Below are 14,902 nucleotides of genomic sequence, written 5' to 3' on the forward strand. Positions count from 1 at the left end.
CAGGCTACGATCGTAAGCGATTAAAATTCTTAGTTTATTCCATTCTCCCCACTCCAGGCCCACCTTAATGCCTCTCATGACCCCGCTCTTCCCCGCGCTTGAGCCCTATTCAAGCACCTGGCTTCCAGACGAACAGGGTAGCGAGATTTATGTCGAGAGCTCGGGCGACGCTGACGCGCCCACAGTGTTGTTTGTGCACGGCGGACCAGGGTCCGGCGCCAGCCCGCGGCACCGGCGCTATTTCAACCCCAGCAGATGGAACATCGTTCTGTTTGATCAGCGCGGATGCGGGCGCTCACGCCCCTTGTTCGAGCTCAAGACCAACACCACTGCACACCTGATCGAGGACATGGAACGCGTGCGAGAGGCGCTGGGTCTGGAGCGATGGACCCTGTTTGGCCCGTCCTGGGGCTCCACGCTGGCGCTCGCCTATGCGCAAGCCCATCCAGATCGCGTTGAAACCCTGGTGATTGAGGGGGTGCTGCTCGGCGAACGCGAGGAAATGGACTGGTTTCACGATCCTGCGGGCGCAGGGTCGATCCGTCCTGACGCGCTTGAACGCCTGATGCAGGGCGTGCCGACCGCCTATCAAACCCCGCTTGAATTTCGACGCTGGGCGCTGGCGCAGATGCAAGATGAAATCGCCGCCGGCCGGCCGTTTCTGGCGGGACTTGAAGACCCGGACACCCCGCTGGACACCCTTCAGCAATCGGTTCTCTACCGATGGAGCGAGTATGAAGAAACGCTGGGTTGGCTCGACAAGTCCAATGCTGAGATCAAAAAGGACTATGCCGAGCGTGGCGCCGACTGGCTGACGGCGCACTCGCTGTTAGAGGCCTGGTATTTCGCCCATGACTGCTTTCTGGAACCAGGGCAGATTCTGGACAACGCCCACAGGCTGACAATGCCGGTTCACATCATCCAGAGCCGGTATGATCTGGTCTGCCCGGGGCGCGCGTCCCAACGACTCGCCGAGGTCACGCCTCATGCGCGCCTGCACTGGGTGGAGCGATCCGGGCATGTCATGACCACACCGGTGCATCGTGAAGTCCGCGCCGTTTTCGAGGCGCTGGCGTCCGATCGGCGCTAAGCTGGAAGCGCGCGACCGCTCACCACGCCGCCAAAGCTGCGCGCCGCCACTGATTATGTGCGACGCAGACATAAAGATAAGCCATGTCCCAGCATATTTCGCCCGTCTCGCCTGGCGCAGTCGCGTTCGCTGGCGTGTGACTTGCGCTCAAGCTGAGCCGGTCTGAATGCACCGCCAGCCCCGACAGATTCACAACACCATCCGCTCGCGACACCTTCAGCGCTTCCAGCCAATCGGCGCCGTCATCTGAGACCTTGATGGAGAACGCCTCCTCGCCCGCCAGACCAAACTCGGCGCGTCCGGACCAGTTTGATTGAAACACCAGGCTTGTCGTATGCGAAGCGTCAGACTTGTTCAGCGTCAGGCGCATATCGCCCGGGCCGGCGTCATCTGCTGACATCAGGACGCCGGTGGACTTGATAGCCAGGCGATTGACCGTATCCGCCTGCGTCCCCACACCCAGCGCTTCAAGTTCACCCAGCGTGCGGACCTGATCTGAAACCGTTTTCCATTGAGCACCGTCATGCACCAGGCTCACCGCTTCATCCGCCACATAGACCGCGAGCCCGGCCCAAGGCTCAATCACGGTCCAGACGCCCTCATGAAACACCATCAGAACGCCCTCGCTCTGCGATGACCACATTTCGCCCTGAGGCGCATCTGGCAGCAGATACCCATCTCCTTCCGCTGGCGTTGGCGGCTGATGCGTGACCGTGCGGCTCAGCACGCTGGCCTGGACCAGCATGTCCAGACGCGCCAGCGCTTCATTGACGGTCACATGTTTCTGAGCCTGGGCCGGCATCAGCCATGGCAGGTCCAGCCGGGGAGTGCGATCTTGCATGGGGATAGCTCCTTTCATCGCTGACAACGGCCAAGCTTAGAAGGCGGAGCGGCGGTGGCGGATAAGCCGAGCCGCTTTCCGCAATGGCGAAACGCCGACACGGGCGGCTTTTCTAATCGGCGAAGCCGGTGTACCCACACGCTATGACTGACTCTATCCGCCCCCTGGCCGAGGGATTTGAGGCCATCAACGACGCGCAATGGCGCGTCATGGCAGAGGCCGCCCTCAAGGGCGCCCCGCTGGAGCGGCTCGTTCGCAAAACCCTCGACGGTGTTGCGCGTGGCCCCTTATTCACGCGAACAGACCGTGACGAAATCGGACCACTGCCCGCGCCAGGCGCCGCGCCCTATCTTCGCGGATTGACGGCGGAGCGTGATCCCTATCTGCCCTGGGGAATCCGCCAGACTATTGACGATCCAGATCCCAAGGCCGCAAACGCCGCCCTGTTGAGCGAGCTGTCAGGCGGAGTGAGCGAGATTGCTCTCAGCCTCGATCCTACAGGGGCCATGGGCGTCGCGGTCCGGACGCTCGATGAGCTGAAAACCGTACTGGACGGGGTCATGCTCGATCTCGCGCCGGTCTATCTGCAACCCTCGCGCATGGCGCCGCAGTATGCAGCACTGGCGCTGGCTTATATGCGCGATCAGGGACTGGATCTGAGCACACTGAAAGGCGGACTCGGCCTGTCACCGATCGGGCAGAAATCCCTGGCCGGCGGCGGCGCCGAAAACCTGCCGGAACGCCTCGAACGAACGGCGGAGGCTGCTGCCTGGTGCGCCGATCACGCCCCCCAGATTAAGGTCGTTTCCATAACCGCCAACGCCCCTCATGAAGCGGGCGGCTCGGCGGCGCAGGAGCTCGCTTTCGCTTGCAGCGGCGGCGCCAGCTATATGCGCGCCTTCATCGATCATGGCTTGACGCCGGATCAGGCGGCCCGGGCGCTGGAGTTTAGTTTCGCCGCCGATGCGGATGTGCATCTGACCATCGCCAAACTGCGAGCCGCGCGGCGGGTCTGGGCGCGCGTAGCGGAAGCCTTTGGCTGTTCACCAGAGGCCCAGGGCATGCGCATCTGCGCCATCACCTCCTCACGCATGCTGACGGCGCGCGACGCCTGGACCAATCTGATCCGGAACGCCTGCGCGGGCCTTGGGGCGGCTGCGGGCGGAGCAGACTCCATCACCGTGCGACCGTTCAACGAACCGCTGGGCGCGGCGACGCCGTTTGCCCGTCGTGTCGGCCGCAATCTTCAGATCATGCTGATGGAAGAGAGCCATCTGGGCGTGACCGCAGACCCGGCGGGCGGCAGCTATCTGCACGAAACTCTCGGTCATCGCCTCGCGCAGGCGGGCTGGGATCTGTTCCAGCAAATCGAGCGCCGCGGCGGTCTGTTTGAAACGGTCAAGGCGGGCTGGCTGCAAAACGAAGTCGCCAAAACGCGTGACGCCTATGTCGCGCAATACGCAGAGGGCCGTGAAAGCCTGATAGGCGTGACGCAATACGCCAATTTGGAAGAGCGTCCCGTCGAGGCGGGCCAGCGCAGCTATACACCGCCCAAGCTTGATGCGCCGACATTGGCGCCGCAGCCCTTCGCCGACAAACTTGAAGCCGCGGCCCAAGGCCACGCCATCCGCCTTCTGGACGCGCCGGACCAGAACTGGCCGCCCTTGCGATATATGCGCATGGCGGAGCCTTTTGAAGCGCTGCGTGACGCAGCGGACGCCCATGCGAACAAGACCGGTCATGCGCCCAAGGCCTTCCTCGCCACGCTGGGTGCGCTCGCGGATTTCAACGCCCGCGCCAGCTTCGCATCAAACCGTCTAGCCGTGTCCGGCGTTGAAACCGATCAGGCGCGCGAATACGCCGATATCGACGCCTGTGCGGATTCGTTTGCAGGCAGCGGCTGCAAACTCGCCGTAATCTGCGGCACGGATGACGCCTATTCAGACATGGCGGAAGAATTGGCAGAAGCGCTCAAACAAGCCGGCGCGAGCGAGGTCTGGGTGGCGGGCAAGCCCGGCTCCATTCCCGGCGTCGCCCATTTCATCCATATGCGCAGCCATAGCCTTCATGATGGCGAACGCGCTCATAAGGTTTTGGGAGTGAGCGCATGAGCCAGCATCCGGATTTCACCCAGATCGGTCTGGGCCATCCCGACATCCAATCCGGCCCAAGCCCGAAGCGCGCGCCCTTCATGACGGCGGAAGAGCTGCCCATCCAGCCCGCCTATACCGCCGAAGACGTGGCCGGGCTTGATTTCACCGACGGCTATCCCGGCGCCGCGCCCTATCATCGCGGCCCCTACCCCACCATGTTTGTCCAGCGCCCCTGGACGATCCGTCAGTATGCCGGCTTCTCGACGGCTGCAGAATCCAACGCGTTTTACCGCCGCAATCTCAAGGCCGGCCAGAAAGGCCTCTCGGTGGCCTTCGATCTGGCCACCCATCGCGGTTATGACAGCGACAATCCGCGCGTGATTGGCGATGTGGGCATGGCGGGCGTCGCCATCGACTCCATTCTCGACATGCGCCAGCTCTTTGACGGCATTCCGCTCGATCAGATGAGCGTGTCCATGACCATGAACGGCGCCGTGCTGCCGGTTCTTGCGCTCTACATCGTCGCCGCCGAGGAACAGGGCGTTAGCCATAAACAGCTTTCAGGAACGATCCAGAACGACATCCTGAAAGAATTCATGGTGCGCAACACCTATATCTATCCTCCGCGCCCCTCCATGCGGATCATCTCCGATATCTTCGCCTATACCGCGAAGGAGATGCCGCGTTTCAACTCGATCTCGATCTCCGGCTATCACATGCAGGAGGCGGGCGCCCCCGCCGATCTCGAGCTCGCCTACACCATCGCCGACGGTCTTGATTACATCCGCTCGGGCGTCGAGGCGGGGCTGGATGTGGACGCATTTGCACCGCGGCTGAGCTTCTTCTGGGGCGTGTCCATGAACTACTTCATGGAGATCGCCAAGATGCGCGCCGCGCGACTGATCTGGGCCAGCCTTGTGAAAGCGCGGTTTGATCCCAAGAACGCCAAATCCCTCGCCCTGCGCACCCACAGCCAAACCTCGGGCTGGTCTTTGACCGCCCAGGACGTGTTTAACAATGTGGGCCGCACCGCGGTCGAGGCGATGGCGGCGGTCGATGGCCACACTCAGTCTCTGCACACCAATAGCTTGGATGAAGCGCTGGCCCTGCCGACCGACTTCTCCGCCCGTATCGCTCGGAATACTCAGCTGGTGCTTGAGACAGAGGCGCACCTCACCGACGCCATCGATCCGTGGGGCGGCAGCTATTATGTCGAGCGCCTGACCCATGATCTCGCCGCCCGCGCGCTCGATCATATCGCCGAAGTGGATCAGCTCGGCGGTATGGCGAAAGCCATCGAAGAGGGCCTGCCCAAACTGAGGATCGAGGAAGCCGCCGCCAAGACCCAGGCCAAGATCGATTCCGGTCTGCAGACGATTGTCGGCGTCAACAAGTTCCGCCTCAACGAGCCGGAAGATATTCCGGTGCTGAAAGTGGACAATTCCAAGGTCCGCGCCGAACAGCTCGCCAAACTTGAAAAGCTCCGCGGCGAACGTGACCCCAAAGCCGTTGAAAGCGCGCTCGAAGCGCTGACCCATGCGGCCGAGCGCGGCGGCAACCTCTTGCAGCTCTCCGTCGAGGCCGCCCGCGCCAAGGCGACAGTCGGGGAAATCTCGGACGCCATGGAAAAGGTGTTCGGCCGCCACAAGGCGGAAATCAAATCGGTTCAGGGGGTGTTCTTGAAAGCCTCAGGGGATGACGCCAAGGTCAAGAAGGCGCTCGAAGCCTCTGACAGATTTGCGGAAAATGAGGGGCGCCGCCCGCGCATCCTGATCGCCAAGATGGGTCAGGACGGCCATGATCGCGGCCAGAAGGTCGTCGCCTCCGCCTTCGCCGATCTCGGCTGGGACGTGGATATCGGCCCGCTGTTCCAGACGCCCGAGGAAGCCGCCCGTCAGGCGGTGGAGAACGACGTCCATGTCGTCGCCGCCTCATCCCTCGCCGCCGGTCACCTCACCCTGGTGCCCGAGCTCAAGAAACAGCTCGCCGAAATGGGCCGCCCCGACATCACCATCATCGTCGGTGGCGTCATCCCGCCCGAGGACGTGCCGATCCTGAAAGATATGGGCGCCGCCGCGGTCTACCCGCCCGGCACGGTGATCGCGGATTCGGCGGTGGAGCTAATTGAAATCGTCGCCAAGGCGGGCGCGGCCTGACAGGACCGTAAGGTGACATCCATCTAGGGAAGCTCCACGCTTGGTCTCAAAGACAAAAGCGAAGGAGCCTCCCCATGATCGTCACCACCACACCCTCCGTCGAAGGCCGCCATATCCACGACTATAAGGGCGTCGTCACCGGCGAGGCCATTCTGGGTGCGCACCTGTTCCGCGATCTGTTCGCCGGTATTCGCGACATTGTCGGCGGCCGGTCAGGCTCTTACGAGAAATCCCTGCGCGAGGCGCGCCAGATTGCTTTGTCAGAGCTCGAAGACGAAGCGCGCAAGCTCGGCGCGAACGCCGTGGTCGGCGTCGACCTCGACTATGAAGTGATCGGTGAGCAAGGCTCCATGCTGATGGTGTCAGCATCGGGCACGGCGGTGGTCCTGGGGTAGCCGTTTTTCTTCTGAAGCGCTGGAACAGCTCTGCCCGACCGGCATGGATCCCCCGCATGAAGCGGGGGATGACATCGTGTGAAGAACGTACCCCTTCCTCCAACCCCCTTATGATGAACGCGAAATTATTCCTGATCGCAGCTTATGCTCACCTTGCGTTCATGTTTTACGGGGCACGGTCCTCTCGCATTCGCCGCCAGAATGAACCAAGGTGGCGACGCCGGGCTGGCGACAGGCGCCAGACGATCAATTCCTTTTGGGGGACATTATGAAAACCACTTTCCTGACCGCCATCGCTGTGGCCGCCATCGCAAGCACCGCCGCCATTGCTCAAGATTACAGCCTGAACCCGACCTATGGCACGCATTCGCTGAACGCCGGCTTCCTGCCCGATCCCGCAGAGCTTCCGATCACCGCAGGCGGCTCGCTCGACGCGTCCAGCGTTGGCTGCGCCGGCGCCATCGCCAACGCGCCCGATGCGCGCCTGATGTGGGGCGGCGGCAGCATGACCATTGGCGCCAATTCCAACGCCGACACCACCCTTGTGATCAATGCGCCGGACGGCCAATGGTATTGCTCTGACGATGTGAACGGGCTGAACCCGGCCCTCTCCTTCAGCGCCGCTGGCCAGTATGATGTTTGGGTTGGCGTTTATGCAGGCTCCACAGCGCCGGCGACCCTGTACGTCACCGAATACTAGGCGCTTGGCTTCACTCAGATGACCGACAGGCGGCGCTCATCACGGGCGCCGCCTTTTCTGTTCATGCCGTGGCAAATAGTCCTGAACCGCCCGTTCTTTGTGATGGGCCGATGTCACGTCCAGGTCCCAAACTCTCAATTAGAATAAACTAATGGTGTTTTGCGCCTTGATCACCTTGCGTTCATGTTTGGCAGGTCATGGTGCCCCGGTCTCGCATCCGACTTGCGCAATACGCGAAGCGAGCACTAGGCTGGCGGTCATCGCCAGTACATTTAATCTCTTTTGGGGGACGCCATGAAAACCACTTTCCTGACCGCCATCGCCGTCGCTGCAGTCGCCAGCACCGCCGCCATCGCTCAAGATTACAGCCTGAACCCGAATTTCGGCACCTATTCGCTGTCGCCGGGCTTCCTGCCGGATCCGTCCGAAGTCAACATCGTTGCAGGCGGCTCCATCAACGCCTCCCGCCTGGGCGGCAGCTGCGCGGGCAACATCTCCAACGCGCCGGACGTGCGTTTGCAGTGGTCGGGCGGTCGCATGACGATCGGCGCGCGCTCGGGTTCGGACACCACGCTTGTGGTCAACGGTCCGGACGGCAGCTGGTACTGCAATGACGACGCGAATGGTCTAGACCCGGCAATGGTGTTCAACCAGGGCGGCCAGTATGACATCTGGGTCGGCACCTATAATGGCGGCACCGCCTCCGCAGTGCTCTACGTCACCGAATACTAAGGCGTTTCGCCTGATCAAACGACATGAAGCGGCGCCCCTATCGGGCGCCGTTTTTTGTTGATCACGGCGCCTGAGAACACCGAAACCGTCATTCATTCCGCCCAAGCGCGGATTTGCCCCTGTTTCGCCATGACAATCAGGTTAGTCTGACGGCCTATCCGTTTCAGGAGATTTGCCATGCATCGCACCCTCCTTGTCAGCCTGACTGCACTCACCCTGGCGGCCTGTGCATCCAGCGCCGGACCGGTTTACGGCCCGTCCAGCGCCTATTCTAATGGGGTAGGCTATTCCGACTATCGGATTGAAAACGACCGTTGGCGCATTCGCTATACGGGCGCACGCGGTCAGGATGAGGATGATATCGAGCGGTTAGCCTTGCGGCGCGCGGGCGAGCTTGCGATTACCAACGGGTATGACTGGTTCACGGTAGTCCACCGCCAGGTCGACACCGAGGGCGATGAAAACGAGCGGCCAGTGCGCGTGGGCGGCTCGATCGGCCAGACTTTCGGCACAGGCGGCTTTCGCGGCTCCAGCGTTGGCGTCGGCATCGCCATCAATCCTGGCGCCGGCAAGACGGAAACCGTACTCAGCCTCGAGATTATCGCTGGCCGCGGCGAACCCCGCCCTGAGGGCGCCTATGACGCGGCGCGTATGGCCAACCCCGCCGGCGCCTACGCCCCGAACGCCCTCTAGCGACTGACTTGCGAAAACCCGCGAACCGGTCGATTTTTCAAGGCGGATAGTCACAGGATCGAGGCGGGTATGCGCGCGATATGGCTCACGGGACCGCTCGCCCTGGTCGCTCTGACCGGGTGCGCGGTCACCTCCAATGCTTTTTTCAGCCCGCCGCTCATCGCTTATGGCCCGGCCAGCGCCAGCGTGGACGGATTGGGCTATGACGCACTACGGACGGGACCTGAAACCTGGCGGGTCTGGTACACCGCTCACGCCCGCACCGACGACGCGCAGGTTGAGCAGTACGCCCTGCGCCACGCCGCCGAGACCGTTCATAACGCGGGCTATGACTGGTTTCGCATTCGATATGATGCGGCGTCACGTCATGCAGACGGCTATCGTCCGGTCAGTCGGTCAGGCGACATAAGACCCGCTTATGTGGACGAGGTTCAGCGCGCCGGACCGATGGGGCTGGTGCGAAACTGGATATTGCGGGAGGGCCCGCAAGGCCAGATCACCGCAATCCTCGACGTGGAGGGCGGGCGCGGCGCGCGTCCGGGCGGCGCTTATGATCCGGTGGTGATCATCGGCTCTTATCCTTAATCACGCACGAATGACACAATTGCGCTTGCCCCGCACCCCGGCTCGCGTTTGAACAGACCCATGACAGATGCGCTCGCAAACAAGCTGATCGACGGGGATCGCGCCGCCCTCGCCCGCGGCATCACCCTTGTGGAATCCACGCGCCCGGAGCATCAGGCCCAAGCGCGGGATCTGCTCACACACGTGATGGACCGCACGGGCAAGGCCTGGCGCGTCGGGCTGACCGGTGTGCCGGGTGTGGGCAAATCCACCTTGATAGAGCGGCTGGGCGGGCATCTGACCGCGCAGGGCCGCAAGGTGGCCGTGCTGGCGGTGGACCCGTCTTCGTCACGCACCAAGGGGTCCATTCTGGGTGACAAGACCCGGATGGGCGCGCTGTCGGTGGACCGCAACGCTTTTATCCGGCCCTCGCCCAGCGCCGGCTCCCTGGGCGGCGTCGCCCGCAAAACCCGTGAATCCATGCTGCTGTGCGAAGCGGCTGGCTATGATGTGGTGATTGTTGAGACCGTGGGCGTCGGCCAGTCCGAGACGGTCGTCGCGGATATGGTGGACGTCTTTGTCGCCCTGATGCTGCCCGGCGCCGGAGACGAGCTGCAGGGCATCAAGAAAGGGCTTCTTGAGCTGGCTGAAATCCTGTTCGTAAACAAGGCGGATGGGGAAAACGACACCCGCGCCCGCCGCGCCCAGCGCGATTTGGAGGCGGCGCTACATCTGTTCGCGCCCGTGAGCCCCCATTGGAATCCTGCGGTTTTAAGAGGCTCAGGCCTGACCGGAGACGGCGTTGAAGCGCTGTGGGAGACGATCAAGAAGCACCGCCAGACGCTCGAAAATGCAGGCGCGCTGAACGCCAAACGATCCGGCCAGCAAGTGCGCTGGTTGTGGTCGATGGTGGAAGAGCGCGTCTTGCAGAGCTTTCACGCTGATCCCGACATCAAAACGCTTGCGCCGGAGCTTGAACGAGCTGTGGCGGACGGCCGTTTGCCCGCCAGTGAAGCTGCAGAGCGGCTATGGCGGGCCAACCAGACCTAAAGCGCCAAGAGCGCCTAGGCGGACAGTGCTTTCGCCTGCCCCACCCAGTCGTCACGTTCAATCCGGCCGCGACCATTGATCAGGTCGTCCATGCGCGCCACATCGTCCGCTGTCCAGTTCGCAATCTGGGCTAAGGACGTCACACCGTTCTCAGACAGTTTCGCCGCCGCTTTCGGCCCAAGCCCCTTGATCTTGGTGAGGTCATCGCTGACGGGCGCGGTCTCGGTTACTGGCTCGGCGGCGCCTGACGTCTCAGCAGAGGCGTCCGTGTCCGTAGACGCGACCAAATCCGGCGCCGCCTCTTGCAACAAGTCCGCGGCGCGCTTTTTCGGCGCCGCCGGTTCGGCCTTGAGCGGCTCAGCGTCCACTGTCGCGCTGCTGGCGTGACTGTGCGGTCCCTGGGCGGGTTCAAGCAGTCCCCGCGGGCCGGATTTCGGCGTTTCGTCGGATTTGCCGTGCAGGATCCAGCCTGTCACAACGCCGCCGATAAAGGCCAGCAGCAACAGGATCCACATATTCCAGATCAGCCACATCATCAGCCTTGTTCCTCTTCCAGTTCGGCGGTCACGGGTTCGGGGTCAGGTCGAGGCGTCAACCGGAACTGCAATGCGTCCTGGGCGCCCAGCGGCGCCGCCTCTGCCAGAAAATAAGCACGCTCCACCCCGGCTTCAGCCATGGCGTCCGCAGCCGCTTCCCCGCGCATCAGCGCCAGGCTAGCGCCTTGGTCGCCAGGTTCGTCGGCGCGCACGGCAATGATCAAATCCCCTGCGCCCACACAGGCGGCGTAAACTTCGCCTGCACGGCGCAGTGCAGCTCGGCTCTCGGCAGTCAAACCATTACGACCTGGCGCGAAGGCGATAGGGCGACGCCCCAGCGCGCCCTGGATCAGCAATTCACACAAACCCGCGTCTGTGTATCGGGCCTGATAGCTTTCGCCATCCGCCCGAACGAGTGCGGCAGACTGATATCCCGCTGGCGCATCCAGAAACTGGCGCCGCACATCTCTCGCAACGGCGGAGCTGGGCGCAAGGCCGGTCAGGGCGGCGCGATCCCGTGTGACAAGCCCGGCCCCGGCATCTAATTGCCCCAGGGCCAGGATCACGTCAGACACCATCGGCTCCCAGCCAGCGGGCGCTGCGCCCGGGGCGAGCCGGAAGTGGACGTCCACGCGTCCAGAACTTTGCTCACGCGCCAGCTCTGCCAGGCGCTCACCGGTTTCAGCATCGGGTATCAAGCCGTCCAGACGCATGCGCCCGCCTGTCAGGTCCAGCCGCAGGGCGAAACTCTCCGCCTCGCCTGGCAAGCGGGTCTGATCAACCACTTCAGTCACACCGCCAGCAACGACGCCGCCCGCCCAGCTGGCGGTCGCGACGGCCTGCAATGCAGAATCGCGCGCCTGGCGCGAGGGCGCCAGGCCACTGAGCGTGGCGGACTGCCCGTTCATCTCTACACGCGCCCATTCATCCGCGCGCATGGCGTATAGCGCATCATCCGCTGCGCCTTGAAGACGCTCTTCAAGCACCTGCGCAGACATCGGACTGGCGTGGATGGCGACGCCCCCGAGCACAAGGAAGACTGCGCCCGCGATGAGAGCGGCTTTTCGACGTGGAGACAGCATGACGGCGATCCGGAATCGGCGGCTGAGAGAGTATGATCATACGACCTACTCCCAAGGATGGAAAAGCTTATTACTCCCCAAAACTGAACGGCGCGGCGCCGCGCAGATGAGGATCGGCGCGCAGGGCGCGTTGCATAGGAGGAAACGCACGCACGGCGCAATCGTTCCGATCACACAAACGGCAGGACAGGCCAATCGGGGTGAAGCGCTCGCCAGAGGTGTAGATGATCCGGTCCTGCGCGCTGACTTCACATCCCACCGCGACCGCGTTCAGCGCCGCTCCGCCATCCGCAAGGGGACGCGTGACCGCGCGGGAGATGGAGATGAACCGGCTGCCATCGGTCAGTTCAAGCCCCTGCACCTGTAACTGTTCGGGCGCCCGGAACACATCATAGAGCCGCCAGCGGGCGCAGCCGCCGCCCGACCGGGCGAAAGCCAGAACCCCGCCGCCGAACCGCTTGGTTACATTGCCGGCCTGATCGATGCGGATCATGAAGAACGGTACGCCGCGCGCCCCAGGGCGATGCAGCGTGGTCAGGCGATGGCAGACTTGCTCAAAACTGACTTCAAACCGGCGGCGCAAGGCGTCTATGTCATAACGGCTGCGCTCTGCGGCCTCGAAAAAAGTCTGGTACGGCATCATCAGCGCAGCAGCGGCGTAACTCGCCAGGGTCGACCGAAACATCGCGCGCGCGTCATCGCTGAGCCCGGACGCCCGGTGCGCCTCCTGATCAAGCACATCGCCCAATTCCAGATTGACCAAGGTCACCGCCAGATGGAACACCCGGCCTGACGGCTCCAGCAGATCAGAGAGCAACAGTTTGCGCGCGTGAAAATCAAATCGTCGCAAGGCTCCGCCCATGACCGCGTCGTCATACACACGCACGGCAGCGCCATGAGAGGATTTCAATCGGGCGGTCAGCGCCGCGCCCAGATCAGCCGCTTCATCCAGACCAGCGCGGAACCGGTCGCAGGCGTCTTCAATGGCGGGAAAATAGTTTGAAGCATCGTCCAGCGCATCGCGCACTTCCTCGAGCGGACTGAGAATGGACGCGCCCCCCTCTCCGGTTGCGCGCAGGGCCAGATCGGCAGCGGCGGCGTTACTCTCCCTATAGGCCTGGTGAAGCTTCGCCAGCGCTTCCGCGGCGCGTGGGTGAGCGTCCGCCAGCTCCTGCACGTCGCGCGCATCGAGATCCGCGCTTTTGAGAACCGGATCGGCGGCGGCCTCCTTGAGGTCCGCCAGAAGCTGACGGTCACTTTCCGCGGCGAAGGCGCGCACATCCACATCGAACACGTCTGCGAGAGACAACAGAACACGGGCTGTGACCGGACGCTGATTGCGCTCCAGCAAGTTCAGATAGCTGGGCGAGACGCTGAGGCTCTCAGCGAACTGGGCTTGGGTCTGGCCCAGCTCCTTGCGTAGGCGACGCAAGCGGGCGCCGGCGAATAGCTTTTCCTGAGAAGCGCTCATTTGTAAACTTTTTTACATAAACACATAATGACAAGTATGTATCGTATACCTCGCATCCTCTTTTTATGCAATGAGGTCATGGCCACGCTGCAGCTGCGTTGTAAGGTCGTTGACAACAAATCTTGCAATGAAGGGGTCACCCCGATGACAACGTTTTATGATCTGGTTCCCGCCGCCGTCAAAGGCCGCTTTGACGGCATCGAGCGCAATTACTCCGCTGAGGATGTTCTCAAGCTGCGCGGTTCCGTGCAGATCCAGCACACCCTCGCCGAGCGCGGCGCAGCCAAGCTGTGGGAGCTGATCAACAACGAGCCCTACATCAACGCGCTGGGCGCCTTGTCAGGCAACCAGGCCATGCAAATGGTTCGCGCAGGCCTGAAGGCGATCTATCTGTCTGGCTGGCAAGTCGCCGCAGACGCCAACGTTGCGGGCGCCATGTATCCTGACCAGTCACTCTATCCGGCGAATTCCGCTCCAGAGCTGGCCAAGAAGATCAACCGCACCCTGCAGCGCGCCGATCAGATCGAAGTCGCCGAGAATGGCGAAGCCAGCCGCGACTGGTTCGCCCCGATCGTGGCGGACGCTGAAGCCGGTTTTGGCGGCACCCTCAACTGTTATGAGATCATGAAAGCCTTCATCGAAGCCGGTGCTGCAGGCGTACACTTCGAAGATCAGGTCGCAGCAGAAAAGAAATGCGGACATCTGGGCGGCAAGGTTCTGATCCCCACCAGCCAGCATGAGCGCAACCTCAACGCGGCGCGCCTGGCCGCCGACGTGATGGGCACGCCCACCCTGACCGTGGCCCGCACCGATGCTGAATCCGCGACCCTCATCAACTCCGACGTTGACGAGCGCGACCACGAATTCATCGATTACGATGCCGGCCGCACCGCGGAAGGCTTCTACCGCCTGAAGCCCGGCATGGGCGTGGATCACTGCATCAAGCGGGGTCTGGCCTACGCCAAGGTCGCCGACCTTCTGTGGTGGGAGACGTCCAAGCCGAACCTGGAAGAAGCCAAGCGCTTCGCCGAGGCCGTGCAGAAAGAATATCCCGGCAAGATGATGGCGTATAACTGCTCGCCCTCTTTCAACTGGGAAGCCAATCTGGACAAGGCCACCATCGAAACCTACCAGCGTGAGCTGGGCGCGATGGGCTACAAGTTCCAGTTCGTGACTCTGGCGGGCTTCCACCAGCTCAATTACGGCATGTTCCAGCTGGCCTCGGGCTACCGCGATCGCGGTATGGGCGCATACTCCGAGCTGCAACAGGCCGAGTTCGGCGCCGAGAAGGATGGCTACACCGCCACCCGTCACCAGCGCGAAGTGGGCACCGGCTATTTCGATCTCGTGAACATGACCCTGTCCGGCGGCAAGGCGTCGACCACCGCCATGGGCGCCTCGACCGAGACCGACCAGTTCAAGACCGACGCAGCGGAATAATCCGCTCAATCGACCTCAGGGCTTGCGTTGGTGGACACGCAAGCCCTGACTGAGGGCGC

Annotated in this window: 14 protein-coding genes; 10 read left to right on the forward strand and 4 right to left on the reverse strand. The window is 62.8% G+C overall.

Annotation, left to right across the window (positions count from 1 at the left end; genetic code table 11):
• Positions 1-76: 76 nt before the first annotated feature.
• Complete coding sequence (locus tag ACP154_RS13915; RefSeq protein ID WP_424993791.1) at positions 77-1,090, forward strand: alpha/beta fold hydrolase; 1,014 nt, start codon at positions 77-79, stop codon at positions 1,088-1,090.
• Positions 1,091-1,109: 19 nt separating this feature from the next.
• Here ACP154_RS13915 and ACP154_RS13920 read toward each other — a convergent pair whose 3' ends face one another.
• On the reverse strand, positions 1,110-1,931 hold the full coding sequence (locus ACP154_RS13920; protein ID WP_421858102.1) for a DUF2793 domain-containing protein: 822 nt from the start codon (positions 1,929-1,931) through the stop codon (positions 1,110-1,112).
• Between the two features lie 143 nt (positions 1,932-2,074).
• Here ACP154_RS13920 and ACP154_RS13925 point away from each other — a divergent pair, with 143 nt between their 5' ends.
• From ACP154_RS13925 to meaB, 8 genes are all read left to right on the forward strand, one after another.
• Positions 2,075-4,042 carry a methylmalonyl-CoA mutase family protein gene (locus ACP154_RS13925; RefSeq protein ID WP_421858099.1) on the forward strand — a complete coding sequence of 656 codons (1,968 nt, stop codon included), beginning with the start codon at positions 2,075-2,077 and terminating at the stop codon, positions 4,040-4,042.
• A complete protein-coding gene (gene scpA / locus ACP154_RS13930) occupies positions 4,039-6,180 on the forward strand; it encodes a methylmalonyl-CoA mutase (protein WP_421858096.1) in 2,142 nt (713 codons plus the stop codon). The genes ACP154_RS13925 and scpA overlap by 4 nt, the downstream gene beginning before the upstream one ends.
• Before the next feature lie 74 nt (positions 6,181-6,254).
• The gene (locus tag ACP154_RS13935) at positions 6,255-6,575 is read left to right on the forward strand and encodes a heavy metal-binding domain-containing protein (protein ID WP_009800528.1); all 321 of its coding nucleotides are present in this window, start codon (positions 6,255-6,257) and stop codon (positions 6,573-6,575) included.
• A gap of 268 nt (positions 6,576-6,843) precedes the next feature.
• Entirely contained in the window at positions 6,844-7,275 is a 432-nt protein-coding gene (locus ACP154_RS13940) for a peptidase S1 (RefSeq protein ID WP_421858093.1), read from the forward strand.
• Between the two features lie 294 nt (positions 7,276-7,569).
• Positions 7,570-8,007 (forward strand): peptidase S1, encoded by a 438-nt coding sequence (locus tag ACP154_RS13945; protein ID WP_107713518.1) that lies wholly within the window; start codon positions 7,570-7,572, stop codon positions 8,005-8,007.
• Between the two features lie 177 nt (positions 8,008-8,184).
• Complete coding sequence (locus tag ACP154_RS13950; protein ID WP_421858089.1) at positions 8,185-8,700, forward strand: CC0125/CC1285 family lipoprotein; 516 nt, start codon at positions 8,185-8,187, stop codon at positions 8,698-8,700.
• 69 nt (positions 8,701-8,769) lie between these two features.
• Positions 8,770-9,285 (forward strand): CC0125/CC1285 family lipoprotein, encoded by a 516-nt coding sequence (locus ACP154_RS13955; protein WP_421858086.1) that lies wholly within the window; start codon positions 8,770-8,772, stop codon positions 9,283-9,285.
• A gap of 60 nt (positions 9,286-9,345) precedes the next feature.
• On the forward strand, positions 9,346-10,314 hold the full coding sequence (gene meaB / locus ACP154_RS13960) for a methylmalonyl Co-A mutase-associated GTPase MeaB (protein ID WP_421858083.1): 969 nt from the start codon (positions 9,346-9,348) through the stop codon (positions 10,312-10,314).
• A gap of 14 nt (positions 10,315-10,328) precedes the next feature.
• On the opposite strand, the gene ACP154_RS13965 is transcribed toward meaB, so the two are convergent.
• The 3 genes from ACP154_RS13965 to ACP154_RS13975 all read right to left on the reverse strand — a co-directional run bounded on the left by ACP154_RS13965 (position 10,329) and on the right by ACP154_RS13975 (position 13,403).
• Entirely contained in the window at positions 10,329-10,850 is a 522-nt protein-coding gene (locus tag ACP154_RS13965; RefSeq protein ID WP_421858080.1) for a helix-hairpin-helix domain-containing protein, read from the reverse strand.
• Complete coding sequence (locus ACP154_RS13970) at positions 10,850-11,932, reverse strand: hypothetical protein (protein ID WP_421858077.1); 1,083 nt, start codon at positions 11,930-11,932, stop codon at positions 10,850-10,852. The genes ACP154_RS13965 and ACP154_RS13970 overlap by 1 nt, the downstream gene beginning before the upstream one ends.
• Positions 11,933-12,002: 70 nt before the next feature.
• Positions 12,003-13,403 (reverse strand): helix-turn-helix domain-containing protein, encoded by a 1,401-nt coding sequence (locus ACP154_RS13975; protein WP_421858074.1) that lies wholly within the window; start codon positions 13,401-13,403, stop codon positions 12,003-12,005.
• A gap of 144 nt (positions 13,404-13,547) precedes the next feature.
• Between ACP154_RS13975 and aceA the strand changes: the two genes are divergently transcribed.
• Complete coding sequence (aceA, locus tag ACP154_RS13980; RefSeq protein WP_421858071.1) at positions 13,548-14,843, forward strand: isocitrate lyase; 1,296 nt, start codon at positions 13,548-13,550, stop codon at positions 14,841-14,843.
• The last annotated feature ends 59 nt before the right edge of the window (positions 14,844-14,902 follow it).

Origin of the sequence: Oceanicaulis sp., assembly GCF_965249665.1 — a bacterium.
In the GTDB taxonomy this organism is placed as follows: domain Bacteria; phylum Pseudomonadota; class Alphaproteobacteria; order Caulobacterales; family Maricaulaceae; genus Oceanicaulis.